This is a genomic window from Actinomyces sp. 432, from assembly GCF_009930875.1.
Lineage (GTDB): Bacteria > Actinomycetota > Actinomycetes > Actinomycetales > Actinomycetaceae > Actinomyces.
The window spans coordinates 2,139,807-2,165,842 of record NZ_CP025249.1 but is presented as its reverse complement, the minus strand read 5'-3'; the positions used below and the strand labels follow the sequence as shown (position 1 = coordinate 2,165,842).

Genomic DNA, 26,036 nt, shown 5'->3' with positions numbered 1-26,036 from the left:
GGTGCCGCCTTCCAGTTGTCCTGGGCCGACGCCGGTGCTTGCGCCGTCGGCCGCGCAGATGAGCAGTTGACTAGGGCATTCTGGCATCCGCGTGGATTCAGCTGCATGGACCAAAGACCGCGCGCATACGAGAGACATCTGACATTCCTCGCAGGGGCCCCTAGCGCCGCCGCCCGTCCGGGAGCCGCGGCCCACGCTGCCGCCGCGGCCGGTTGAAGTTGCGTCCTGTGCCCGGTCGTTTCGGAGCGGGGGTAGCGGACCCCCGGCGTCGTCCGTGATTCCAATATGTGAGATCACGGGTGGCGAAATCGACGGCGGCCCGCAGCTCGGCATACGGTTCCTCCCACACCGGCCGGTACACCGGTCAGTAAACGTGTAAGCAAACGGATCTCACGGATAGGAGGGCGGACGATGGTTCGTGACACAGGCTCCCCGGGCCAGGACCGACAAGTAATGACGGGTGCGCAGGCACTCGTGCGTTCCCTGGAGGAGATCGGCGTTACCGACATCTTCGGCATGCCCGGAGGCGCGATCCTGCCCTTCTACGACCCGCTGCTGGCCAGCGAGAAGATCCGCCACGTGCTGGTGCGCCACGAGCAGGGCGCCGGGCACGCCGCCGAGGGTTACGCCATGGCCACCGGAAGGGTCGGCGTCTGCGTGGCCACCTCCGGCCCCGGCGCCACCAACCTGGTCACCGCGATCGGTGACGCGCACATGGACTCTGTGCCCATGGTCGCCATCACCGGGCAGGTCGGCTCCGCCGCGATCGGCACCGACGCCTTCCAGGAGGCGGACATCGTCGGCTCGACCATGCCCTTCGTCAAGCACTCATTCCTGGTCACCTCGCCCGACGAGATCCCCGGCCGCGTAGCGGAGGCCTTCCACCTGGCCGCGACCGGCCGCCCGGGCCCCGTCCTGCTGGACTTCACCAAGGACGCCCAGGTCGGGCAGACCGAGTTCCATTGGCCCCCACGCATGGACCTGCCCGGCTACAGCCTGCCGGGCAGACCCAACCAGCGGCGCATCGCCCAGGCCGCGGAGGCAATCGCCTCCGCCGAGCGCCCCGTCTTCTACCTGGGTGGTGGCCTCAGCCGCGCCGGCGTGCCGGCTGAGCAGCTGAAGGAGCTGGTCGAGCTCGTCGGCGCCCCCTTCACGACGACGCTGACCGCCCTGGACGTGCTGCCCACCGACCACCAGCTCAACCTGGGCATGCCCGGCATGCACGGCACCGTCGCCGCCGTCGGCGCCCTGCAGCGCGCCGACCTGATCATCACCCTCGGCGCCCGCTTCGACGACCGCGTCACCGGCAAGCCGGACACCTTCGCCCGGCACGCCGCCGTGATCCACGTGGACATCGACCCGGCCGAGATCTCCAAGATCCGCTCCGCGGACATCCCCATCGTGGGGGACCTGAAGGATGTCGTGCCCGCGCTGACCGCCGCCTGCCGCGAGCAGTTCGCCGCCGAGCCGCGCACCGAAATCGACCAGTGGCTGACCGAGGTCGCCCACATTCGCGCCACCTACCCCACCGACTGGACCGACACCGACGACGGACTGCTCCAGCCGCAGGAGGTCATCACCCACCTGGACAAGGCGGCCGCGGAGGACACCATCTGGGTGACCGGCGTCGGCCAGCACCAGATGTGGGCCGCCCACTACCTCCACTTCAACCAGCCCCACTCCTGGCTGACCTCCGCCGGCGCCGGCACCATGGGCTACGGAGTGCCGGCTGCCATGGGGGCGAAGGAGGCCTGCCCTGACCGGCCCGTGTGGCTGATCGACGGCGACGGCTGCTTCCAGATGACCAACCAGGAGCTGGCGACCTGCACGCTCAACAACATCCCCATCAAGGTCGCCATCATCAACAACTCGTCCCTGGGCATGGTCCGCCAGTGGCAGACCCTGTTCTACGGGGAGCGCTACTCCAACACGGACCTGCACACCGGTGCCGGCACCGAGCGCATCCCCGACTTCGCCAAGCTCGCCGAGGCCTACGGGGCCGTCGGCCTGCGTTGCGAGCGGCTCGAGGACGTCGACGACGTCATCGCCCAGGCCAACGCCATCAATGACCGGCCCGTCGTCATCGACTTCATCGTGTCCGCCGACGCCCAGGTGTGGCCCATGGTCGCCGCGGGCGTGTCCAACGACGAGATCCAGCACGCGCGGGGCATGAGCCCGGCGTGGGAGGAGGAGTGAGACCGTGAGCGAGAAGCACACGCTGTCAGTCCTGGTGGAGAACAAGCCCGGCGTGCTCACCCGCGTGTCGGCCCTGTTCACCCGCCGTGGCTTCAACATCCATTCCCTGGCGGTCGGCCCCACCGAGCACGAGGACATCTCGCGCATCACGGTGATCGCCGACGCCGAGGGCCCGGCCATGGAGCAGGTGACCAAGCAGCTGAACAAGCTGGTCAACGTCATCAAGATCGTCGAGCTGGACCCGGACACCTCGGTCGGGCGCGAGCTGTACCTGATTAAGGTGCGTGCCGACGACTCAAACCGGACCGCCGTGCTGCAGATCGTTGACCTGTTCCGGGCGCACGTCGTGGACGTGTCCCCAACCTCGGTGGTCATCGAGTCCGTAGGCTCGGAGTCCAAGGTCAAGGCCCTCCTGGACGCCCTGGCCCCCACGGGGTCAAGGAGATCGTCCAGTCCGGTGCGGTCGCGATTTCCCGCGGCCCCCGTTCCATCACCGATCAACTCAAGGAGAAGTGAGAACCCACTATGGCAGCTGAGAAGTTCTACGACGACGACGCCGACCTGTCGGTCATCCAGTCCAAGAAGGTGGCCGTCATCGGCTACGGCTCGCAGGGACACGCACACGCCCTGAATCTGCGCGACTCCGGCGTGGAGGTCGTCGTCGGCCTGCGTGAGGGGTCCCGCTCCGCCGCCAAGGCCCAGGAGGCCGGCCTGACCGTCAAGCCGATCGCCGAGGCCGTGGCTGAGGCCGACGTCACCGTCGTCCTGGCCCCTGACCAGGTGCAGGCCGAGCTGTACAAGACGGAGATCGAGCCCAACCTCAAGTCCGGTTCCGCCCTGCTGTTCTCACACGGCTTCAACATCCACTTCGGCTACATCACCCCAGCCGCGGACATCGACGTGGTCATGGTTGCCCCCAAGGGCCCCGGTCACACCGTGCGCCGCGAGTTCGAGGCCGGCCGCGGCGTGCCCGTGCTGGTGTGCGTCCAGCAGGACGCCTCCGGTCAGGCCTGGCCGCTGGTGCTGTCCTACGCCAAGGCCATTGGAGGTACCCGGGCCGGCGCTATCAAGACCACCTTCCGCGAGGAGACCGAGACCGACTTGTTCGGCGAGCAGACAGTCCTGTGCGGCGGCGTGTCCAAGCTGATCCAGTACGGCTTCGAGACGCTGGTCGAGGCCGGGTACCAGCCGGAGATGGCCTACTTCGAGGTCTGCCACGAGCTCAAGCTGATCGTCGACCTGATCAACGAGGGCGGCATCTCCAAGCAGCGCTGGTCCTGCTCCGACACCGCCGAGTACGGCGACTACATCTCCGGTCCGCGCGTGATCACCCCCGACGTCAAGGAGCACATGAAGGAGGTCCTGGGCGACATCCAGGACGGCTCCTTCGCCAAGCGCTTCATGGACGACCAGGCCGCCGGCGCCCCGGAGTTCAAGCGGCTGCGGGCCGAGGGCGAGGCACACCCGATCGAGGCCACTGGCCGCGAGGTGCGCTCCATGTTCGCCTGGCGCGCCGACCTGGACAAGGACTACACCGAGGGCTCGGCCGCACGCTGAGCCGACGGGCGGGGTCGGCATCCGGTCAGGTGCAACCGCGCGGGGCGGCGGAGTCGGCCCGCGGCGGCGGACTGGTCCGGTGAGCCGGTAATTGCTTCCCAGTGGGGCGGCGGGCTGCGGCCCGCCGCCCCTTATTTTTCCCGGAATTCATCGTTTTAGAAGGCGTTTAATGTAGCGTTTTGACCACGCTGCCGTATGTGGGCGTGTGGGCGCTTGCCTGAGGATAAACTGTGCGAGCTGCCGGTAGGAGATGATGGGGGCGTAAGTGTGCTAACCCGTTTCGAGGTGACAGGATTCAAGAATCTCGTAGGTGTGGCGGTCGACTTCGGCCCATTCACCTGTATCACTGGCCCGAACGCGGTGGGAAAATCGAATCTGCTCAATGCGCTGGAGTTCCTCTCCCTGCTCAGCTGCAATTCGTTCCACGACGCCTGTGCGCAGGTGCGCCCCACGGCTCAGCAGCAGTTCGACGCCAGCGCTCTACTTGCGGCAGAAGTGCTGGCCGGACGCGGTCACCTGACCCTGGCCGCGGAGATGATCCTGCCCCCGCGGGCGGAGGACGAGTTCGGGCAGGCGGTGGTGCCGTCATGCGGATATGTGCGCTACGAGGTGAAGATCGCGGTACACCGCGACGCCTCGGTGCCAGGGGGCCTGCGGCTGCGGCTGGCGGGGGAGCGGCTGCGCCCGCTGAACGACAGCACACGCCCACTCCTTTTCCCGGAAGCGGATCTCTGCCGCCGGTTTATCCCCTCCCGGCGGGACGACTCCAACGGCTTCTTCATGAACTACGAAGTCGCTGGCGGCAGCGGAGTGGTGATGGTGCACCGCGAGGCCTCGGGAAGAGCGCGCCAAGTTCTTGCCGACGGCGCTCAGCGAACTGTCCTGTCCGCCGTCGCCAGTGCCGAGTACCCGACTATCCTCGCTGCGCGTACCGAAATGGCGTCGTGGCGATTCCTGGCCCTGGAGCCCAGTGCCATGCGCTCACCCGACGACTTAATGGAGCGGCGCGCTATTTCTGCCTCAGGGGCGCACGTGGCGGCTTCCCTGTACCGCCAGGATCTTGCGTCCGGGCGGGACGGCGCGGTGCTCCGGCGGGTGCGTGACGCCGTCAGCGCCCTGGTGGACATCCGCAGCCTGTCGGTCAGGGAGGATCCCGTGCGGCAGGCCTTGGAGCTGCGCGCCCAGGTTGGGGACTCACCCGAGCTTCCCGCGCGGGCTCTGTCTGACGGGACATTGCGCTCGCTCGCGCTGGCCGCCATCGGCGCCGCCCCGACTACTCGGGGCTACTGTGCCTGGAGGAGCCGGAGAACGGTATCCACCCCGCTAAGATCGCCGACTTGTACAACCTGTTGCATGACCTGTCCGAGCCTACTTCACAGCACTTGCGCCAGGTCATCGTGAACACGCATTCTCCTTACCTGTTCCAGTGTGCCGACGACGCCGAGCTACTCTGCGCGGTTGCGCGTACGGTGCGCAGCGGGGACGGTTCGCAGCTGCGAGTCGCCGACTTCCGGCCCCTGGAGGGGTCGTGGCGCAGCCGGGGCCGGGACGGCGGCGACGGCATCCGCCCGGTTCCGCGCAGTGCGGTGCTGGCGTACCTGAAGAGCCCGCGTGAGGTAAGAGGATGAGGCGTGCGGATGGGGGCGTCCTCGTCCAAATACGGTTCGGTTAACGCGGTTGCTATCCTGGTCTGCAATCGGTGTGAGGCCGTGGGAAGGAGCCGAGGCCGTGCTGAACAGGATTGAGGTCTCGGGGTTCAAGAACCTCCGGGACGTTGCCGTTGACTTCGGTCCGATGACTGTGATCGCTGGGCCAAATGGCGTTGGGAAGTCCAACCTGTTCGACGCGATCGAGCTGCTCAGCCTCCTCGTCCAGTACCCGTACCGCGAGGCATTCCGCCGGCTGCGTTCCGATGGCGGTCAGAAGACGCCGCTGCGCGTGCTCTTCCCACCCGAGTCGCTCGCCGACGGGCACACGGTTCGGCTTGCTGCGGAGGTCACTGCCGACGTCGACGTGACGCGGCCCGGGCAGATGGCGCCGCGCGATCCCCGGTCGGGGCCGCCACGGGTCCCGACGCGCGCCGAGAGGTTCCGCTACGAGGTGGAGTTCCGCGTCAATGAACGCGATGGCGACACCGACCTTACGTTGGCCAAGGAGCGACTCGGCTCGCTAGATACTCCAGGGACGTACATCTTTACGGACGATGTGTCAGTGGGTAGCGACGCCCCGCCAGATGCCGGCTTCATTAAGGCTGTCTTTGTTAGCCGCGATGATGTTGAGCCTCTACCGGGATGTGGTGGGGAAGATCTGATGATGTTTCCGGTCGACGGCAGCGTACGTACCTTGCTCGGCGATCCTGTCGGTGCGGGCTTCTCGCGAGCCGTCGCCGCCGTCGCGGCGCAGATGCGCTCGTGGCGCTTTCTGTCCCTCGAGCCCTCCGCCCTACGTCGCTCGGACGACCGTGACGAGGAGGCGGACATCACCGCATCGGGAGCGCACCTGGCCTCGGCCCTCTACCGGCGTGCCGCTCGGGACGGCGGCCGGGTCTACCAGGACATCATTGATGCTGTGGCTCCGTTCCTTGAGATGCGCGAGCTGCGGGTGGTCCCCAACGGTGACTACCTGGAACTGCGTGCCAGGATCGGAGACGGGCCCGAGCTATCTGCGCTCAGCCTCTCCGACGGCACCCTGCGTCTGATCGCGCTCGCCGCTCTCGCGGTACTGGATACCGGCCAGAGCCTCATCGCAATCGAGGAGCCGGAGAACGGCCTCCACCCCGCCAAGATCGCTGACATACTCGAACTGCTGCGCTCCATGACGGAAGCCCGTGACGGCCACGCCGGGCAGGTCCTCGTCAACACGCATTCGCCCTACCTGGTCCAGGATGTCATGCGGGACCACGCCGACGACGTGCTGTGCGCGGTGCCATGGCGACGCCGAGAGCCCGATGGGTGCATCACGGAGTCCGTGACCTTCAATCCGCTGCCGGGAACCTGGCGGTCCGAGCGGTGGGAGGGCTCGGACGACCGTCCGCGGAGCTCGGCGCCGGTGTCGCGCTCTAAGCTCTTCGCCTTCCTGTACAACCCCTCGGCGCCAGAGGAGACCGATGACTGAGTACTGGCAGTGCGCCTTCATCGGCGAGGGAACCTCCGACAACGGGCTAGCTAAGGTACTCGAGCGGCTGCTCATGAGCATGCGTCCCGGTGCCGACGTGAACCTTGAACCGCACGGATGGACTGGGCGGCGGCCGAATAATGCTGAGGAGAAGATCAAGGCGTTGGCAGAAGAGCCGTATGACCTGATCTTCGTGCACCGCGACGCCGACAACGTAGGCATAGAGGCTCGGATCAAGGAGTGCCGTTCCCCGGGCGACGACCGCGTCGTGCCGGTGATCCCGGTGACGATGACCGAGGCGTGGGTGCTGGCGGACCTGTGGTCGAAGGAGGAGTCCTTTCAACCTTGGGCGTCGCGGCAAGGATTTCGGCTGGCCGGGATCGAGGATCTGGCGGACCCCAAGCGAACGCTGAAGGAGTACCTCAACCGGGACCGTTCTCGCTTCATGACGGTGAACGCCTTTGAACGCAAGCGCTCGAAACTCGTCGGCCAGATCCGGATAGATGGTGACGTCAAGCATCTGGAGGCCTGGAAGAGGCTCGAGAAGGAGCTCGAGTCCGCCGTGGTCAGGAACCGGCAGCACCTGAGCTATCAGTAGCGCGGGTGCCCCGGTTCGTGGTGGCTGCGCTCATGCGTTGCACGACCTTGGTGCGTGTTCCACGACCTCCCCAGGGTCGTGCAACACGCACCAAGGTCGTGGAGTATCGCCCGGGGTCGTGCAACGGCGTCGTGGCGACGGCGCGCCGCGGACTGGTCGGCACCGTGGGGTCGGCAGGAGCGGCGCAGTGCCTGCTGGCGGGCCCGCCAACCGCTCGCCGCTATCTGAGATGCCCGCCCGGGGCGACGACCGATCCGCTTAGGGTCGCCGCATGACGCAGACCATCAGACTTGCAGTGATCCCCGGCGACGGCATCGGCAAGGAGGTGGTGCCCGAGGGCCTGAAGGTGCTCCGGGCCGCCCTGGAAGGTAGCGGCGTCACCCTGGAGACCACCGACTTCGACCTGGGTGCCGAGCGCTGGCACCGTACCGGCGAGACCATTGCGGACGCCGAATTGGAGGACATCAAGACTCACGACGCGATCCTCCTGGGTGCCGTCGGCGACCCATCGGTCCCCTCCGGCGTGCTCGAGCGCGGCCTGCTGCTCCGGCTGCGCTTCGAACTGGACCACTACGTCAACCTGCGGCCCTCCAAGTACTACCCGGGCGTGGCCACTCCACTGGCTGATCCGGGAGACATCGACTTCGTGGTGGTGCGCGAGGGCACCGAGGGCCTGTACTGCGGCAACGGCGGCACCGTGCGCACCGGCACCCCGCAGGAGATCGCCACCGAGGTCAGCGTCAACACCGCCTACGGGGTCGAGCGCGTGGTGCGCTACGCCTTCGAGACCGCCCAGGCCCGCCCCGCCCACCACCTCACCCTGGTGCACAAGCACAACGTGCTGGTCAACGCCGGCCACTTGTGGCGCCGCACCGTTGAGGAGGTCGGCGCCGAGTACCCGGAGGTGAAGGTGGACTACGCCCACGTTGACGCCGCCACCATCTACTTGGTCACCGACCCGGGCCGCTTCGACGTGATCGTCACTGACAACCTCTTCGGCGACATCCTCACCGACGAGGCCGGCGCCATCACCGGCGGCATTGGCCTGTCGGCCTCGGGCAACCTCAACCCGGCCGGGGAGTTCCCCTCCATGTTCGAGCCGGTCCACGGCTCCGCCCCGGACATCGCCGGGCAGGGCAAGGCCGACCCGGTCGCCACTATCTCCGCCGTAGCCATGATGCTCAGCCACTTGGGCATGACGGAGGCGGCCGCCAGGGTGGAGGCGGCCGTGGACGCAGACATGGCCGCCCGGGCCGTAGCCGAGGCCGCCGGAGCCCCGCTGGTGCGCACCACCAGCGAGATCGGGGACGCCGTCACGGCCGCAGTGCGGGGCTGAAGCCGGCGCGCCAGACCCCAGGCGCCTTCCCGGGCGGGTGCAGTACGCCAGCCCGGGCGGCTCGCGGCGGAGGCGGAGGTCGCCCTCCCGGTGCGGGCGCGAGATGACCGTTGACGCTGCGGTGCATGGGGCGGTGGTGGGGCCCTCCCGGTGCGGGCGCGGGAGGACCGGGTGGGAGCGTCTGAGCCAACGGCGCGTGTGTCAGCTCGCTTCTGAGTACGGCACACAGGATCGGCCGAACCAGCATTTGAGAGATGTCCTTCCGGGCAGTGGAACGGCGGTACAGTGCCGGTATGTCTGTGACCCCAGCCGCCGCTTCCACGCCCGATTCCCTCCAGACGCCTCTGGCTCGCGCCGCCGCTGTCCCGGTCCCTCCAGCCGACTCCCTCGCCGGCCGCTTCCCCCGGCAGCCGCACCCGCACCCGGCCAGCGACGCCGAGCGCGCCCAGGCCCTCACCGATCTGCATTTCGGCAGGGTGTTCACCGACCACATGGCTCACGCCCGCTGGACCAAGGAGGGCGGCTGGGCGGAGCACGCCATCGTTCCCTTCGCGGACCTGACCCTCTCACCCGCCGCAGCCGTGCTGCACTACGCGCAGGAGATCTTCGAGGGCATTAAGGCATACCGCCACGCCGACGGCTCGATCTGGACCTTCCGGCCTCGTTACAACGCCGCCCGGATGAATCTGTCGGCCCGCCGCATGGCCGTCCCCGAACTGCCCGAGGAGGACTTCATCGCCTCCTTGGTGGACCTGGTGCGTGCCGACGCCGAGTGGGTGCCCTCGGGGGAGGGGGAGTCCCTGTACCTGCGGCCATACGCCTTCGCCTCCGAGGCCTTCCTCGGCGTGCACGCCGCCAGCACCATTGACTACTACGTCATCGCCTCGCCGTCGGGCGCCTACTTCACCAACGGCCTGCAGCCCATCTCCATCTGGGTGTCACAGGACTACCACCGGGCCGGGCGCGGCGGAACCGGATTCGCCAAGACCGGCGGAAACTACGCCTCCTCCCTGCTGCCGCAGCAGGAGGCCGACGCTCAGGGCTGCGACCAGGTCTGCTTCCTTGATGACGTCACCGGGAAGAACCTGGAGGAGCTCGGCGGCATGAACGTGATGGTGGTGGACGCCGACGGCACCGTGCGCACCCCGCGCCTGACCGGCACCATCCTCGAAGGGAACACCCGCAGCGCCATCATTCGCCTGCTCAAGGACTCCGGCCGTAGGGTGGTGGAGGAGACCATCCCCCTGGAGAGCCTGTTGGAGGACATTTCATCAGGAAGGGTGCGCGAGGTCTTCGCCTGCGGCACCGCCGCCGTCGTTGTCCCGCTCGGGCGGCTCAAGGGTGAGGGATTCGACGTTGCCATTGAGGGCAGCGAAGTCACGCACGAGATCTACGAGCGCCTGACGGGCATCCAGTACGGGCGCCTGGAGGACCCCTACGACTGGATGTACCGCCTGGCCTGACGTCGCAACCGGCTTGTGATCCGATCCCCACGGCTGCGCGGCTCCCCGCCCCGCTCGGTGTGGTCAGATTGACTTATGAGCGATAACGAGCAGCGCGCAGACGATGCCGCTCGCGGAAATGCGAATGATGACGTGCTCGGCGGCGTCGGGCGGACCGACTCCGCGAGCGATGGCTCCGGCAAGAGCGGTAGCGGGCGCCGCTGGCGCATCGGGCTGGTGTCCGTGCTCGCGGTCGTGGCGGTGCTCGTCGCGGGCACAGCCGCGGGGGGCCTGTGGCTGCGCAGCCGGCTGGCGGCCAACATCGAGACGATCGGCAACCCCTTCGCGTCAATTGACTCCGGCGCTCGCGCCCCGGAGCAGGACGCCGAGGACCCGGCCACAAACATCCTCGTGCTCGGCTCCGACTCACGTATCAGCGCCGGAGACCCCAGCCAGTGGGAGGCCGGCGCCCAGCGCACCGATGCGATCATGCTGGTGCAGGTCAGCGGTGATCGCGAGGACGTCTCCGTCATGTCGATCCCGCGTGACTCCTGGGTGGACATCCCCGGCTACGGGGAGAACAAGATCAACGCAGCCTTCTCCTACGGCGGTCCGAGCCTGACCATTCAGACTGTCGAGCAGCTCACCGGGGTGCGCATCGACCACTTCGTGGTAGCGGACTTCGAGTCCTTCAGCGCTATTACGGACTCAATTGGCGGCGTGACGATCAACCTCAAGACGCCCCAGACGCTGGCTGGAACCGAGTTCGAGCCCGGCGGGCAGCTGCTCAACGGGGAGCAGGCACTCGCCTACGCGCGCGAGCGCAAGAGCCTGCCCGGCGGCGACTTCGACCGCGTCAACCGGCAGCAGGCCTGGATGCGCGCCATGGTCGGGGCCGTGCTGAACAACGGCATCCTGTCCAACCCGGGGAAGCTGTACTCCTTCCTGACCACGGTCACCGAGACCCTGGCCGTGGACGAGGGCTTCACGATTAATGAGATGCAGTCGCTGGCCCTGGCTCTGCGCGGCATCCACTCCACGGACATCAACTTCATGACCGTTCCCACTTCCGGCACGGGTACGAGCGCGGACGGGCAGTCGATCGTCCTGCTTGATGCCGAGGCCGACGCCCCCTGTTCGAGGCCTTCCAGAAGGACGCGGTTGCGGACTACCTGGAGGAGAACCCCGACGCCGTCACCCTGCTTCCGGCCACGGTGAACTGACGGCCCGTCTGTGCCACAAAAGCCAGTCCCGGCTGTGGCAATCAGCAATCTTGGTGACTTCGCAACTAAGTGCGATCATCTAGGCTGTAAGCAACCCACCGACCAGGGGGTCACCTTTGGTCGTGGTCGATCCTTAGGAGATGGCCCCCACATGACCTCGATCTGCGTGGTTGGACTCGGTTATATCGGCCTGCCGACGGCGGCCGTGCTGGCGCGCGCCGGGGCCGAGGTGATCGGGGTGGACGTGTCGGAAGAGCGTGCCGCCGCGGTCAACCGGGGAGAGCTGCCGTTCGTGGAGGCGGGCCTGGGCGAGGCCGTGGCCGAAGGGGTTGCCCGGGGGCGGCTGCGCGCACAGGTGCAGATGCCGGCCGCGGGCGTGTACATCGTGGCGGTGCCGACGCCGTTTAAGCAGGGCAGGACCGGTGAACATGAGGCGGACCTGTCCTACATTCAGGCGGCGGCGCGCGAGATTGCGCCCCACCTGACGGGTGGTGAGCTGGTGGTGCTGGAGTCGACTTCCCCTCCGGGGACCACCGAGCACATGGCGCAGTTGATCCTGGGGCAGCGGCCGGACCTGTCGCTGGACGGATCCGGGGACAGGCCGGTGGTGCACTTCGCGCACTGCCCGGAGCGGGTGCTGCCGGGGCGGATCATGACCGAGATGATCACTAACTCGCGGATCATCGGCGGCCTCACGCCGCGGGCGGCGGAGCTGGCCCGTGATCTGTACGCCACTTTCTGCACGGGCGAGCTGCGGCTGACGGACGCCCGCACGGCGGAGCTGGCCAAGCTGACGGAGAACGCCTTCCGGGACGTGAATATCGCCTTCGCCAATGAGCTGTCGATCATCTCCGAGAAGCTCGGGATCGATGTGTGGGAGCTGATCGAGCTGGCGAACCTGCACCCGCGGGTGAATATTCTGCAGCCCGGCCCCGGGGTTGGTGGTCACTGCATCGCCGTGGACCCCTGGTTCATCGTGTCTGCCGCGCCGGATGAGGCAAGACTGATTCACGCGGCGCGCGACGTCAACGACTCCAAGCCGAGGCACGTGGTCGGGCGCGTGCGGGAGGCCGTGGCGGGACTGGAGTCGCCGACTATCGCGGCCCTGGGACTGGCCTTCAAGGCCGACGTGGATGATCTGCGGGAGTCCCCGGCCCTGTCGGTGACGCGGGAGCTGGCGGCGCTGCTGCCCGAGGCCAGGATTCTGGCCGCCGAACCGAATATCACCGAGCTGCCCGCGTCGCTCGCCGCCGCAGGGAACATCTCGCTCGTGGACTACCGGGAGGCGATTGCCGCGGCGGACGTGGTGGTACTGCTGGTAGACCACAAGGAGTTCAAGGCACTGGACCGGTCACCGCTGGACGGCAAGCGTGTGATCGATACGCGCGGCGCCTGGCGCTGACCCGCTAAGCGGCCTGGGAGCAACGACGCCATGGGGATTCAAAGCACGCTGCGGCTGCTGGCTCGGCGCCGCCGGCCGGTTCTGAGCGTAGTGCTGCTGGTCGGCGCCAACGCCAGCGTGGCGCGCGCCGCACGCTCCCTGCTGAACCAGCAGTCGGTGGATGGCGAGGTTCTCGCTCTTGTCATGGATTCCTGCCCTCCCCCTGAGCGGGAGGCGCTCGGAGCGCTCGCCCGCCGCAACCGCCGCGTCCGCGTGATTGAGGGGGGATTGGGAGCGGTCCTGGAGGCGGCCCGGGGCCGGATGCTGACGATCATGTCTGCGTCCGACGCCGCGGCCCGCGACGGTTACGGGACGATACCCGCCGACGGCGAGGTTCACCTCGGGGGAGCCCGGCCACTCGCCCAGGGGCCCGGGCCCGGCGTGCCGGAGCCGCGCCGCCTGACCAGCATCACCTCCGCTCCGGAGCTACTGGATGGCTTCATCCCCGGCAGAGTGGTTGCCCCCGCGAGCGCCTGGGTCACTGCGGCGGCCGGGATCGGGGACGCCGCCCCGCAGGAGGCCGCCCGCACCGCCGCACTCCGTCTTGTCCTTGGTGCCCAGCCGGTCCTGGTTGAGCCTGCGGACCTGGTCCTGGTCGGCGCCGTGCCGAAACCCGGCTGGGATGCGGACCTGAGCGCGGTTGCGAGTGCTATCGCCGCCGACCGGCGGCTACTGGCGGGTGGGGGCGAGGCCCTGCTCGGTGTCCTGCACGGCCGCGCGCTAGTCGACCTGGCTGCCGGGGCGCCGGCCCAGCCCGATGATGCGGTGGAGCGGCTGCGCGCGGTGACCCGCAGCGCCCTCCCGGACGCGGACACCGTCGCGTGGGGCGCGCTGCCCTTCTCCGACCGCCTGCTGCTGTGGGTCCTTGGGCACGCAGGCTCGGCCGATCTGCTTGAGGTGCTGGCGTCCCGTTACGAGGACACGCCTGCCGTTCCCCTGACTGCTGCGGCGGGCGGGCTGCGCGCCGATCCGCCCGTGCTTGGGCGGATCGCGCCCGTTCCCGCGCAGGTCCGCGCCGTCACGGATGCCGATCTGCGCATCCACCAGGTGCTGCGGGCATGCCGGTGGATTGGTGAGGACGGGCTCCTGCTGGAGGGCTGGGCGTATGTGCCGGGCGTAGACCCCTGCGCCGATCCCGGTCCCGAGGTAGTCCTGATAGGCGCGGACGGCCGGGAGGTCGCCCGCGCCGACGTCGAGCGTATTGCTGCGCCGCTCGCGGACCTGGAGGCCGAGGACCCCTGGCGCAGCTACACCGGCTCGGGTTACCGCGCGACCGTCAGCCTGGCGGGTATACCTTCCGCTCCCATGCGGGTGCAGTTGCGCCTGCGGGTAGCCGGCCGGCTGCTGGAGCAGCCGGTGCCGCCACCACTGGGCACGCGTCGACCGCGCACGTCGGCCACGGGGTGGAGCGCCGCAGCCGACGGCGGGGCACTAGTTATTCGCCCCGCGGCCGCGGGGGAGGCGCCACCCGGTGCCGGGGGGCTCGCCCCGGACGGGGTGAGCGTCGCCCGCGCCAGCCTGGACGGCGGACGGCTCCGGGTCGGCGGTCCCGGCCCAGTCCCCGCTGACCTGGCGATCACCGCCGCCGCATCCAGCGGACGCTTCCCGCTGACCACGACCGTTGCCGCCGGTGGCTGGGCGGCGGAGTTGGACCTGACGGACCCGAGTCTGCCCTCCGGCGGCTTCGTCCTGCGCTGGTCCGCAGCGGGCAGTGAAGGGCGCTGCGTCACCGGTGCCGCCCTGGACGGGCCCCCGACCGAGCTGGCCGGGCGCGTACGCCGCGTACGCCTGCGCCCCCAGGCGGACGGGGGCCTGGAAATGAGTATCATCGCACCGGTTGACCCGCAGTACCGGTCCCGGTACGGCCGCCGCCTGCTGATCGAGGAGGACTGGGGGCCGCTCGTGCCCGGGATCTTCTTCGAGACCTTCAGCGGCAAGTCCGCAGGTGACAATCCAGGTGCCATCCGCGACGAGCTCATCGCCCGCTCCACGCCCGTGCCGCTTTGGGTATCCGTGCGGGACGGGACGGTTTCCGTGCCGGCCGGGGCCACACCGATCGTCGTCGGCACTCCCGAGTGGTTCCGCGCCCTGCGGACCGCCCGCCTGCTCGTGGTCAATGACCACCTGCCCCACTGGTTCACCAAGGACCCCGGGCAGCGCCTCCTGCAGACCTGGCATGGCACCCCCATCAAGCGGCTGCTCAACGACGCCCCTTCCGCTTCCGTCACCTTGCCCTACCGGCGCCTGATGGCCCGGCAGGCGCCCCAGTGGGACCTCCTGCTGGCACAGTCCCCGGCGGCAGCGGCGGACCTTCGCCGCGGGCTGGGATACGCCGGGCGGGTATTAGTGGGTGAGCAGCCGCGCAACACCGGCCTCCTGGGCGGGCAGACCAAGGCAGGGCGCGTGCGTGCACAACTGGGCATCGGCCCGGCCGAACCCGTCATCCTGTACGCCCCGACCTGGCGGGAGGGACTGCGACGGCCCTATCAGGACGCTTCGGAGCTACTGGACGCCGGCGCCCTGGCCCGCGCTACCGGCGCCGTGGTGCTATTGCGCAGCCACCATATGAACTCACTGCGGGCCCATGCTGACCGCGTGATCGGCGTGGGCCGCTACCCGAGTATCGAGGACCTGATGCTGGCCTCCGACCTGCTCATCACCGACTACTCCTCGGTGGTGTTCGACTGGGCCCTGACCGGCCGCCCGGCCCTACTGCACCTGCCCGACCTGGAGGCGTACCGGGATCGGGAGCGGGGCTTCTACCGGGACTGGCCGGCCGACTCGGGTTTGCCCGTCACCCGTACCCAGGCGCAGGTGCAGGCCCGTGCGGCCGAGCTGCTGGCCGCCGGCCCGGTGCCCGCGGTGGTGGATCCCGCACCTATTCGCGCGAGCCTGGACGCCGTGTGCGCCTGGATCGATACGGTGCTGCCGGGTGTGGTGCCGACCCGCCCCGGCGAGGAGGAGCCCCATGAGTGACCTGTTCCGCACGGCCCGCAAGACCCTGTGGCATGCCCGCCACGGTGGAATCGCCGGGGTAAGGGAGTTCCGGCGTAGGCGGCGGGCGAGTGCCTGGGCGCGCCCCGCCCGGGGCCGCCGCGCCCGCAAGGGGCAGGTCGCCTTCCCTGCCTGGGAGGTTCCCGCGCCCGACGCCGCCCCGCCCCGCCACGACCTGACCGTCGGCGTGATCGCGGACGAGTTCACCGCCCTCGCACTCCAGTACGAGTGGCGGCCCGTGGCGCTGACCCCCGCCGAGTGGCGCGAGCAGATCGCCGCTGAGCCGATTGACCTGCTGTTCGTGGAATCCGCGTGGCACGGCAACGGGGATGCCTGGCGCTACCAGGTGATCGGCAGGAACGGGCCCTCCACCCACCTGCGGGAACTGGTTGCGCACGCCCGCGCCGCCGGCATTCCCACGGTGTTTTGGAACAAGGAGGACCCCGCCCACTACGACGAGGCGATCGCGACCGCCCGCCTGTTCGACTGGGTGCTCACCACGGATGAGACTCTCCTGGACCGCTACCGGGCCGAGCTGGGCCATGACCGCATCGGCGTGCTGCCCTTCGCCGCCCAGCCCACCATCCACAACCCGGTGCGCCTGTGCGACGACGACGGCCGCCCCGTCCCGCTGCGGGATATCGCCTTCGCCGGCATGTACTTCGCCCACAAGTACCCCGAGCGGCGCGAGCAGATGGAGGCGCTGCTGGGTGCCGCCGTGGATGCCGCCCCGAAGCTGGAGCGGGGACTGGACATCTTCTCCCGCTACCTCGGCGCCGACGCGAACTACCAGTTCCCCGCCCCCTACGACGCCTTCGTGCGCGGCTCGCTGAGCTACCCGGAGATGCTGTCCGCCTACCGTGGCTACAAGGTGTTCCTGAACGTCAACTCGGTGGTCTCCAGCCCCTCCATGTTCGCCCGCCGGATCTTTGAGATCACCGCCTGCGGCACCCCGGTGGTGACCATGCCGTCGCCCGCTACCGGGCGCTTCCTGCCCGCCGGGACGCTCGCCGTCGTCGGTGACCGCAAGGAGGCCTACTGGGCCGAGCGGGCCCTGGTGAGCAATCCCGAGCTGCGTGACCGCATGACCTACCTGGCGCAGCGGGAGATCTGGCTGCGGCATACCTACACCGCCCGCGTGGACCAGGTGCTGGAGGCGGTCGGCCTGGGGGAGCGGGCCTACCGCCGCCCCACCATCGCCCCGCTGGTATCAACGATTCGCCCGGAGCGGCTGGACGGCGTACTGGATACCCTCGCCCGCCAGCAGCACGTCGAGCTGCGGCCCATCATCCTCACCCACGGCTTTGAGGCGCCGGACGCTGCCCACGCCCGCGCCCGCGAGCTGGGCCTGGAGGTGGACTGGGTTGTGGGCGAGGCCGCCGACTCGCTGGGGGCCAACTACAACCGCATGCTGGCGCGCGTGGATGCCGACTTCATCGCCAAGCTGGATGATGACGACTTGTACGGCGACTACTACCTGTTCGAGTCCCTGGCCGCCGCCGACTACGCCCGCGCCGAGGTGGTGGGCAAGCACGCCCACTTCGTCCACCTGGAGGGTGAGAACGCCGTCGTCCTGCGCTTCCCCGAGTGGGAGCACCGCTACACGGCCTTCCTGTCCGGGCCGACGCTGGTGGCCACCACGGGGCTGGCGCGCGAGGCGGGCTTCCCGGACACCACCATCGGGGAGGACACCGGCTTCCTCAAGCGGGCGTCCGCCGCCGGTGCCCGCATGTACTCCGCCTCCCGCTTCGGCTTCGTGCAGCGCCGCGGCACCGGACCGGCCCACACCTGGGGCATCTCCTCCGCCGAGGTGCTGGCGACCGGCCGCATCACCCACTGGGGCGCGCCCGGTGACGCGGAGATCCCCGGCTCGGTGCAATGATCGGGATGGGCGGGTCGTGATCCCAGAGAGTGCTGAGCAGGAGCTTCTTTGAAGAACGGTATTGCCTTTCCTGACCGGGAGCGGGCCCTCCACGGTGGTGCTACGAGTCTCCGCGTGGTAGTCATTGTCGACGGCGGCGGGGACCTGGAGACGACCCTCATCGGCCTGGCCGACGAGGGGATCGGCGACGTCGCCGTATGCGTCGGCGCAGACGGTCCCACCCCGGCGGAGGCCGCGGCGCTCGCGGAGCATGACCTGCAGCCCGTGGTGGGGCAGACGCCTCTGGCCGCCACTCGCAGGGTGCTCGCCGGCCTGCGCGGCCGGGTGCTGGTGCTGCGGGCGGGGGATGTGCCCGAGCCGGGGCTGGCCGAGGAACTGCCGGGGAGTGGCCGCGCCGGGGTGGTCATGGTGCCGCTCAAGCGGATGGTTGACGGCCAGGTCTCGGACACCCACCCGCTGCGGGCCCGCTTCGCCCACGGGGCCCGCGACTCCAGCCTGCTGGCTGAGCCGCACTTGTTCACGCTGCGGCTGGCGGGTGCGGTCATGGACGTTCCCGCCGGTGGCCTGCCGGCCTGGGACGAGGCCGACGCCGACGGCGCCACGCTGCTGATCCGCCTGCTCGCGGGCACCGGCCAGCGGGTACGCCTGCACGACGGGCCGGGTGTGATCGAACGTCCCCGGCCGGAGGAGCAGCCGCCGCTGTCCACGCTGCCGGAGTACGTCCAGGTGCTGGAGCGGGACATTCCCGCCTGGTACGCCGCGGCGGGGGAACGGGGCGGGCTCCCCGCCTGGGTGCACCAGCTGGTGCTGGCGCGCCTGCTCGAAGTGACCGACGCAGACCGGGGCCTGCGCTTCGCCGCCCACGCGCTGGGCGAGGCCGAGCGCGCACGCGTGGCGGATCTACTGGTCGGCGTGCTTGCCCGTGTGCCGGCGGCCCAGGTCGAGGCGTACTGCGCCACGCCGGTGGCTCTCAACCGGCTGGCGGCACTGCTGGCCGCTACCGGCGCCCGCCTGCCCGAGCCCGTGCTGCCGTCGGAGCGCCCCTTCCGGGCCGACCGCCAGGTGTCCTACTTCTTCACCGGCTCCCCGCCTAGGGAGCAGTGGTACGTCGACGGTGCGCCGGCCGAGCCTACGAGCACGAAGATCGTCGACCACGCCTACTTCGATCGCGTACTCGTGCACGAGCGGCTCGTCTGGCTCCCCAGGGGGACCTTGACGGCAGTCATCGACGGCCGCGAGGTCACCCCCGCGCCATACCGGGGCATGCGGCGCCCGCCGTCGCCCCCGCCCGCACCGGTGACCAGGGTGCGGCGCGCCCTGACACGGAGGCTACGGGCGTTGCGACGTCGCACGGCCCGACTGGTCGGCCACCGCGGTGGTACGGCGCCTGAGCCCACTCGGGCGGAGGCGGGAATGCCACGGCTGGACGCGTCGGCGGTGACGCCGCAGGGTGCTCCCCGCACCTGGCTGTACATGGACCGGCACGACTCGGCCGGGGACAACGCCGAGCCCCTGTACCGCTACGCGCGCGAGCACGCGCCGGGCATCCGGCACGTGCTCGCCATAGACCGCCGCTGTGCGGACTGGGAGCGTCTGGAGGCGGAGGGATTCGAGCTGGCCTCTCCGGGAACGACCGCATTTGAGACCGCCTGGGCGCAGGCCGACACGCTGCTGCTGGCCGACATCGGCGACCCCGTCGTAGCCGCACGCCTGGTGGGCACGGGAACCCGCAGGGACCAGCGGGTGATCTTCCTGCAACACGGCGTGACCATGCGGCACATGTGGCGATGGTTCAACACGCGCCGCATCGACGTGCTCATCACCGCCCACCGCGCCGAGTACACCGCCATCACCGCCGACCACAGCCCCTACCTGCTCACCGACCGGGAGGTATGGCTGACCGGCTTCCCCCGCCATGACGCCATGCACGCACTACTCGGGCGCGAGCGCGATCGGGTAGTGCTGGCGCCCACCTGGAGTCCGTGGCTTTCCAGGACGCTGGACCGGGACCCTGGACGCACGGACCTGCTCGCCGGTTTCTACGCGCCCTGGCTCCAACTCGCCGAGGCCCTGAGGGAGTCGGGGGTAGACGCGGTGTTGTTCGTGCACCCAAAGCTCGCCCTGACTACGCCGGATTGGTTTAGGAGCCTGGCCGCACCCACCACCACCGGCACGGACGTGCCCGGGCAGTTGTCGCGGGCGTGGGCCGTGGTCTCGGACCGCTCTTCGATACTGGATGACGCGATGCTGCTGGGGGCCGCGGCAATCGTCTGGAGTCCGGACGGCACCGCCGACGCCGATGCCTACCGCCGCATGCACGTGGCGGCAGGCGCCGTGTCCGCTGCGAGCCTGGGGGAGGCGCTCGCGGCGGCGTTGGACGCGCGCGCGGGTCGGCTGCATGCGGCCTCGGAGCTGATCATCCCGGATGCGGGGGCCTGTGAGCGGATCCTGCACCGGCTGCTGAAGGAGACGATCTAGTGGGAATTGCTCGCCGTCGCCGTACTGGCCGGGACCTGACCGTCTCCCTGGTGGTGGCGGTGTACGGGGTGGCCGAGTACCTGCCGGACTTCCTCGCCTCCCTGGACGCCCAGGACTATCCGCATGAGCGGATGGAGGTACTACTTGTCCTGGACGGTGCCGGCGACGACTCCCCGGTCCTGTGCCGCAAGTGGGCAGCGAGGACAGATCTTCGCGCTCGGGTGATCGAGACGAACAACGGTGGCCAGGGCCGTGCTCGCAACCTCGGGCTGCTTCAGGCGACGGGTGACTGGATCGGCTTCCCCGATCCCGACGACGAGCTCGCCCCGGACTTCATCTCAACGCTGCTGGGTGCGCATGACGCGGGGCGGGCATGCTCATTGGCCGTACGCTCATCCGCCAGCTGGGGGCGACCGTCCCCCACCCCCTCGACTTCCGGTTCCGGCGGGGGGTGCGCAGCGTGGACGTGCGCCGGTCCTCGGATGTGGTGCAGCTATCCACCCACGAGGTGCTGGTGCGTGGGGATCTTGCTCGGCGCTGCCGCTTCCCGGAGGACCGGGTGGCGCCGACCTTCGAGGACGGCATGTATGTAGGCAGAGTGCGAGTACTGAACCCGTACTGCCTGGTGGTTCCGGACGCGGTCTACTACTACAACAAGCGCGCCTCCGGCGACTCGGCGGTCCAGACGGCTTGGGACCGCCCCGGCCGGTACGTTGAGCAGCTCGTAGACCGTTACCTGCCGTATCTGGAGGAGACCGGGGGTGCTTACTGGGCGCAGAAGACGGTCCTGTATGACTTGGGCTGGTACTTCGGGGTCGTAGATCGCGGGGAGGCCCCCAGCATTCCCGGACTCGCCGCACAACACGAGGCGTTGATGCGTCGTCTGGTCGAGCGCCTCGACTCCGAGCAGATCAGGCGGGCGCCGTGGCCGCACCTGAGTGCGGCGGCACGCGCCCGTATGCTGCTGTGGAAGGGCGAGGAGGCCGTGGCGGTGACAGGGGCTGGACGGATAGCGAGCCTGTATACGCGTGTGCCCTTCACCGACTCGCCTGCGGCCGCCGCGTACTGGGGGCTGGTGTGCGGCTACGTGGTGCACGGCGCGGAGGCAGAACGTGCCTACCAGTCGGCGCGGTGCGTCCGCCTGACGCAGCAGGCACGCCAGCCTCGCCTGTAGTCGCGGATTGGCGCCGTTTCGTGATCCTGTAAGCGCAGTCACAGGGGAGGCAAGGTACTGCGCCTTGGGTAGAATCATCACGTCGCGATCGACATGCTAGCCCTGGCGTAGTAAGTACTCGATCGTGGAAAGGCTACCCATTACCCATGTGAGGCCCCATGAAGCGCGTCATCACTTACGGCACCTACGATTTGTTGCACTACGGGCATATTGAGCTGTTGCGTCGTGCGAGGGCGCTTGGCGACTACCTGGTGGTGGTGCTGTCGTCTGATGAGTTCAATGCGGGGAAGGGTAAGAAGTCCTACTTCTCGTATGAGGAGCGTCGGCGGATGCTGGAGGCGATCCGGTACGTGGATCTGGTGGTGCCGGAGTACACGTGGGAGCAGAAGGTTGACGATGTGAAGAAGTATGAGATCGACGTGTTCGTCATGGGGGATGACTGGGCGGGCAAGTTTGACGAGCAGCTCGCGGGCCTGTGCGAGGTCGTCTACCTGCCGCGCACGCCGGAGATCTCGACCACCCAGATCAAGAACGACATGCAGAACAACTGAGACTCCAGCAAGGACGCTGACATGAAGCTGATCTCCAATGTCCGGCTAGGGCAGTACTACGAGCATCGCAGCAACTTCGCGCGTGCGCGCGAGTACTACCAGACTGCTCAGAGGAACTCTGAGGAAGGATCGGCGTTTGCGCTCGGCAACCTTGAGTACCGGCTGAAGAACTACGAGGCCGCGGTGCCTCTTCTGCGTGCAGCTCTGAAGGCAGATCCCACAAACTCCGTGGCGGAGAGGCGCCTCGCTTTTAGTCTTGAGAAGACTGGTGCGTGCGCTGACGCTGTTGCGTTGGTGGATGCTCGGGCAAAGGCTGGTCAGCAGACAAATAGCGATAAGCTTATCGCTGCGCGCCTGCACATGCGTCAGGGAGAGGTGGCGCGCGCCCGTGAGTATTACGCTGCAGTAGTGCAAGACCTTGCAGATCCGAAGGTAGATATAGAATACTTGTCTACTTTTACTAAGAAGGATCCCGCTTGGCTGCGTGCCAGCGCGATGGCCGAAGTTGCAGAGCGTCACTCAGATAACGCCGAATGGCTATACAACTATGCAACCGTGCTCGAAGATGCCGGCCAGCTTCCGGCGGCTGCAGAGGCCTTCGAGGCGTCGGCCGCGCTAAGCGGAGGAAGCTGGACGTACTACCGTGCCGGATACGCGCACGAACGCGCCGGCGACCGGGGGCGATCCCGGCACTGCTATTTGATGGCCCAGGATCGTGACCAGAAACTGGACGCCAAGAAGTGGGGCCTGGGTGTCTTCCACGAGGAGGGGCGGCACTACGACGCCGCAGCGGAGACGTATCGCAACGACGCGGCAGCTTCGCCCGAAGTGTGGCGGCGGGCCGGGCTACTTTATCGTGCGGCAACGATGAAGACCATGCTGTGCGAGTTCCCGGATGCCGCACAGCTACTGAGGTCAGCGGTCAATCTGAGGCCGATGAACACGGAGTGGATCGAAGACCTCGCAATGGCCCTTCAGCTTTCCGGTGCCCGTGATGCGGCTTTGACGGAGTATAGGAAACTACTCAATTTACTGGCCGAAGACAATCTGACGGGACAGCAATCCAGGATACGCACGCTTCAGCGAGAGATTAGCCGGTGTTTTGAAGACGCTGGCTACTATGCGGCTGCCTACGAGGCGTTGCGGGAATCCATGGGGCTCGCACCTTCGCGTGCGCTTGAGCCTACCAAGCAGACAGAAGCTGCTTCCGATATAGCGGGCGGACCCTCGTGGATCCCATCAGCTGAGTTCCCGGACGAGGCAGATGTTATACGCAGCGATTCGGGTGTTTCTCAGGTTGATCCAGTCGAAGAACCTATCGCGCCTCTGCGCTTCTTCGGTTCGACCGATCGCCGTGGCCATGAGGAACGTGCGCGTCTGGCCGAACGTGCGGGAGATACAGCAACGGCTATTGAGGAATATCGCTATGTGAGCCTGCTCAGCCACCCGTTGGCGGCTAAAACCGCAGACCGTTACGCGGAACTGCTCGCAGACACCGGTGACTTCCGCGGAGCTGTAGGCGTGCTCAAACGGACTACCACGTTCAATCGGGCGCTGCCAAAGGTGGTTGATACTCCGCGGACTGGGACCTATACCGCACAGCTGGCAGCGTATGTCGAGTGGTCGGAGGACTGCGCGGTGGAGGATGATGTCATTCTCTATGAGGCCAACCTCGGAATCTCAATCGACTGTAGCCCGCTTGCGCTGTGCCGGGAGATCCTTCGATCGCACCCAGGCGAATTCCTGCATGTTTGGGCCGTTGATGAGCATGCCGTACTCCCGGAAGACCTCGCCGATCGCGCCGACGTGATCGTCGTCCGGAAAGACTCTTTGCAGTACACCAGGCTTCTCGCGACCGCCAAATACCTGATCAATAACTCCACGTGGCCGACATACTTTACTCGGCGTCTCGAACAGCGGTACCTGATGACCTGGCACGGGACTCCGCTCAAGACGCTCGCGAAGGACATGCAAGAGCCACTGGTGCATCTCAACATGGCCCGGAACTACCTCCAGGCCACCTATGCGATTTTCCCGAACGAGCACACTCGGTCCGTGATGATTAACGGGTGCGATGTCAACGGCTTGACCAAAGCGAGAATCGAGATCACGGGCTACCCGCGCAACGACGTGTTGGTAGAAGCCGCCGGCGACACCCACTGTAGCGGGGCAAGGCGAGCGTTGTTCGCTCCCACCTGGCGTGAGGACTCCGAGCTCGAGGAGCAGGTACAGACGCTGCTGGCAATTCGTGATGCGCTAGCGGATGCGGGATATGACACCTATCTGCGCGCCCATCACTACGTAGAACAAGCGGCGTTGAGGATCGACCCGACGATCGAGTTTGTCCCCAGGCATGTTTCCACCTACGATCTTCTGCCGGACATCGACCTCCTTGTCACGGACTTCTCATCGATATACTTCGACTTCGCCTTGACCCGGCGTCCCATGGTGTTCTACGTGCCGGATTGGGACCGCTACGCCGAGAACCGGGGTGTCTACTTCGATCAGTCGCATCTACCCGGCATAGTCTGCGACAACCTGGAAAGCCTACGCGCAGCTATATCGGCGCCTAAGGTTGACCTGGTGGAGCGTGAAGCATTCATCGCGGAGTTTGGTCCGGCCGATGACGGGCACACATCGGAACGTGTAGCAGAGGCGTTCCTGGCGTCCCGAGACGAGGCATATCCTCAAAGAGACTTGGGCGGAGGATCATCTGGCTTACTTGTCCGCCAAAGCTTGATTCCAAACGGCATGGCGAGTTCCTTCGTCAACCTCATTACCGTGCTAGCCGACCAGGGCACGTCACTGACGGTGCTAACGGAGGGGCGTCCGGTGCAGAATGAACCTGGGCGCGAAGAGACGATGCGCAAGCTCCCGGCAAATGTGCGTGTGATTGGCAGGGTCGGTGCGCAGCCGAGATCCTGCCTGGAGGTGCACGCCCAGCACGTCGCCCATAAGTTGGCGTATGCTCCCGGGCCGGGGCTCGACTCGGTGATTACCCGCCTGTTCGTGAGAGAAGGGCTCAGGGTTCTTCCCGGTGCGACCTTTGACGCCGTGATCGAGTTTGACGGATACTCCGAGTTTATGGCCCGCTTGGTTCTCGGTATCGCGGACAGCAAGGCCTCAAAGGTGCTGTATCTCCACAATGATATCCAGGGCGAAATAGAACTTCGGATGCCTGAGCTATCCGCCGTAGTGAGCCTGATTCCGCGGTTTGACCATGCGGTCTCTGTTTCCGCGGGGCTGATGGAGACAAACGCAAGGCGTTTGCCGCAGGCGCACGGCATTCCCGACGCCAACTTTACTTATGCGCGGAACGTGATTGTTCCTGACGTCCTTGAGCGACTGGCAGATGAGCAATCGATTGATGGATTCATCGATTGGTGTGGCGATTCGAGACCGCTATTCGTGCACGTCGGGCGTATGTCCCCGGAGAAGAACCACGGATTCTTACTCAATGCCTTTGCGAGTTTCCGCAAGGAATGCTCGGATGCGCGTCTGGTTCTTCTGGGGGACGGACCATTGCGGCCGCAGGTTGAGGCGCAGATACATGGCCTTGGGATTGAGCAGGCGGTGTTCGTGCCGGGGTGGGTAAGAAATCCGTACCCGATACTCGCACGCGCGGATGCGATGTTGATCCCGTCTCTCCATGAAGGGCAGCCCATGGTCATCCTGGAGGCACGGGCCTTGGGGACCGCCGTAATTGGTTCTGATATCGACGGAATAAGGGCAATGGGGCCGGACGGCGCGCAGAGGATCCTGCCTCTTGAGCATGACCTCTGGGTTGATGCTATGCGGCGCTGGAAAGAATGCCGAGAGGCTGCGGCTAGGTTCGAGAGCAGAACGTACTCCACTGATGCTATTCGCGAGTTCTGGCGAGCTATCGGTCGGTGCGGCGTAGAGAAGGGTTCGGCTGCTGCAGCGGAAGGGATATATGATCAACGGGGGTAGTACCGGGAGGGGTATTCGTAGGGGTGTGGGGGATTTTCGATGCGCGCGCGTAGTGGGTGCGTGCTAGGGCGGCTCCTGGGTACTGGGCCGGTACCAGCT

Annotated in this window: 16 protein-coding genes and 2 pseudogenes; all 18 read left to right on the top strand. The window is 67.6% G+C overall.

Going from position 1 to position 26,036, the window contains the following annotated elements; translation table 11 throughout:
- Positions 1 to 411: 411 nt before the first annotated feature.
- The 18 genes and pseudogenes from CWT12_RS09040 (at position 412) to CWT12_RS08960 (ending at position 25,937) form a co-directional block, all read left to right on the top strand.
- Entirely contained in the window at positions 412 to 2,196 is a 1,785-nt protein-coding gene (locus CWT12_RS09040) for an acetolactate synthase large subunit (RefSeq protein WP_161924539.1), read from the top strand.
- 4 nt (positions 2,197 to 2,200) lie between these two features.
- Positions 2,201 to 2,712 (top strand): annotated as a pseudogene (gene ilvN / locus CWT12_RS09035) (acetolactate synthase small subunit).
- A 9-nt stretch (positions 2,713 to 2,721) separates the two neighbouring features.
- A complete protein-coding gene (gene ilvC / locus CWT12_RS09030; RefSeq protein ID WP_161924538.1) occupies positions 2,722 to 3,753 on the top strand; it encodes a ketol-acid reductoisomerase in 1,032 nt (343 codons plus the stop codon).
- A 285-nt stretch (positions 3,754 to 4,038) separates the two neighbouring features.
- Positions 4,039 to 5,154, top strand: coding sequence for an AAA family ATPase (locus tag CWT12_RS09025; RefSeq protein ID WP_161924537.1), 1,116 nt, complete (start codon positions 4,039 to 4,041; stop codon positions 5,152 to 5,154).
- Positions 5,040 to 5,381: an AAA family ATPase gene (locus tag CWT12_RS14715; protein ID WP_442862559.1), complete on the top strand. Its 342-nt coding sequence runs from the start codon at positions 5,040 to 5,042 to the stop codon at positions 5,379 to 5,381. Before CWT12_RS09025 ends, CWT12_RS14715 begins: the two co-directional genes overlap by 115 nt.
- Before the next feature lie 100 nt (positions 5,382 to 5,481).
- On the top strand, positions 5,482 to 6,867 hold the full coding sequence (locus CWT12_RS09015; protein WP_161924536.1) for an AAA family ATPase: 1,386 nt from the start codon (positions 5,482 to 5,484) through the stop codon (positions 6,865 to 6,867).
- The gene (locus CWT12_RS09010; RefSeq protein WP_161924535.1) at positions 6,860 to 7,465 is read left to right on the top strand and encodes a hypothetical protein; all 606 of its coding nucleotides are present in this window, start codon (positions 6,860 to 6,862) and stop codon (positions 7,463 to 7,465) included. The genes CWT12_RS09015 and CWT12_RS09010 overlap by 8 nt, the downstream gene beginning before the upstream one ends.
- Positions 7,466 to 7,736: 271 nt before the next feature.
- The gene (locus tag CWT12_RS09005) at positions 7,737 to 8,801 is read left to right on the top strand and encodes a 3-isopropylmalate dehydrogenase (protein WP_161924534.1); all 1,065 of its coding nucleotides are present in this window, start codon (positions 7,737 to 7,739) and stop codon (positions 8,799 to 8,801) included.
- 293 nt (positions 8,802 to 9,094) lie between these two features.
- The gene (locus CWT12_RS09000; RefSeq protein ID WP_161924533.1) at positions 9,095 to 10,264 is read left to right on the top strand and encodes a branched-chain amino acid aminotransferase; all 1,170 of its coding nucleotides are present in this window, start codon (positions 9,095 to 9,097) and stop codon (positions 10,262 to 10,264) included.
- Between the two features lie 75 nt (positions 10,265 to 10,339).
- A complete protein-coding gene (locus CWT12_RS08995; protein WP_237564111.1) occupies positions 10,340 to 11,461 on the top strand; it encodes an LCP family protein in 1,122 nt (373 codons plus the stop codon).
- A gap of 156 nt (positions 11,462 to 11,617) precedes the next feature.
- Positions 11,618 to 12,868 carry a UDP-N-acetyl-D-mannosamine dehydrogenase gene (wecC, locus tag CWT12_RS08990; protein ID WP_161924532.1) on the top strand — a complete coding sequence of 417 codons (1,251 nt, stop codon included), beginning with the start codon at positions 11,618 to 11,620 and terminating at the stop codon, positions 12,866 to 12,868.
- 30 nt (positions 12,869 to 12,898) lie between these two features.
- Positions 12,899 to 15,883 carry a bifunctional glycosyltransferase/CDP-glycerol:glycerophosphate glycerophosphotransferase gene (locus CWT12_RS08985; RefSeq protein WP_161924531.1) on the top strand — a complete coding sequence of 995 codons (2,985 nt, stop codon included), beginning with the start codon at positions 12,899 to 12,901 and terminating at the stop codon, positions 15,881 to 15,883.
- Positions 15,876 to 17,783 carry a CgeB family protein gene (locus CWT12_RS08980; RefSeq protein ID WP_161924530.1) on the top strand — a complete coding sequence of 636 codons (1,908 nt, stop codon included), beginning with the start codon at positions 15,876 to 15,878 and terminating at the stop codon, positions 17,781 to 17,783. Before CWT12_RS08985 ends, CWT12_RS08980 begins: the two co-directional genes overlap by 8 nt.
- A 48-nt stretch (positions 17,784 to 17,831) precedes the next feature.
- Positions 17,832 to 20,261: a CDP-glycerol glycerophosphotransferase family protein gene (locus CWT12_RS08975; RefSeq protein WP_161924529.1), complete on the top strand. Its 2,430-nt coding sequence runs from the start codon at positions 17,832 to 17,834 to the stop codon at positions 20,259 to 20,261.
- A pseudogene (locus CWT12_RS14010) lies at positions 20,261 to 20,620 on the top strand (glycosyltransferase); the annotation flags it as partial. The gene CWT12_RS08975 and the pseudogene CWT12_RS14010, both read left to right, overlap by 1 nt.
- Positions 20,621 to 20,634: 14 nt before the next feature.
- Complete coding sequence (locus tag CWT12_RS08970; RefSeq protein WP_237564434.1) at positions 20,635 to 21,435, top strand: hypothetical protein; 801 nt, start codon at positions 20,635 to 20,637, stop codon at positions 21,433 to 21,435.
- 158 nt (positions 21,436 to 21,593) lie between these two features.
- On the top strand, positions 21,594 to 21,986 hold the full coding sequence (tagD, locus tag CWT12_RS08965; protein ID WP_161924528.1) for a glycerol-3-phosphate cytidylyltransferase: 393 nt from the start codon (positions 21,594 to 21,596) through the stop codon (positions 21,984 to 21,986).
- 21 nt (positions 21,987 to 22,007) lie between these two features.
- Positions 22,008 to 25,937, top strand: coding sequence for a CDP-glycerol glycerophosphotransferase family protein (locus CWT12_RS08960; RefSeq protein WP_161924527.1), 3,930 nt, complete (start codon positions 22,008 to 22,010; stop codon positions 25,935 to 25,937).
- Positions 25,938 to 26,036: the final 99 nt, after the last annotated feature.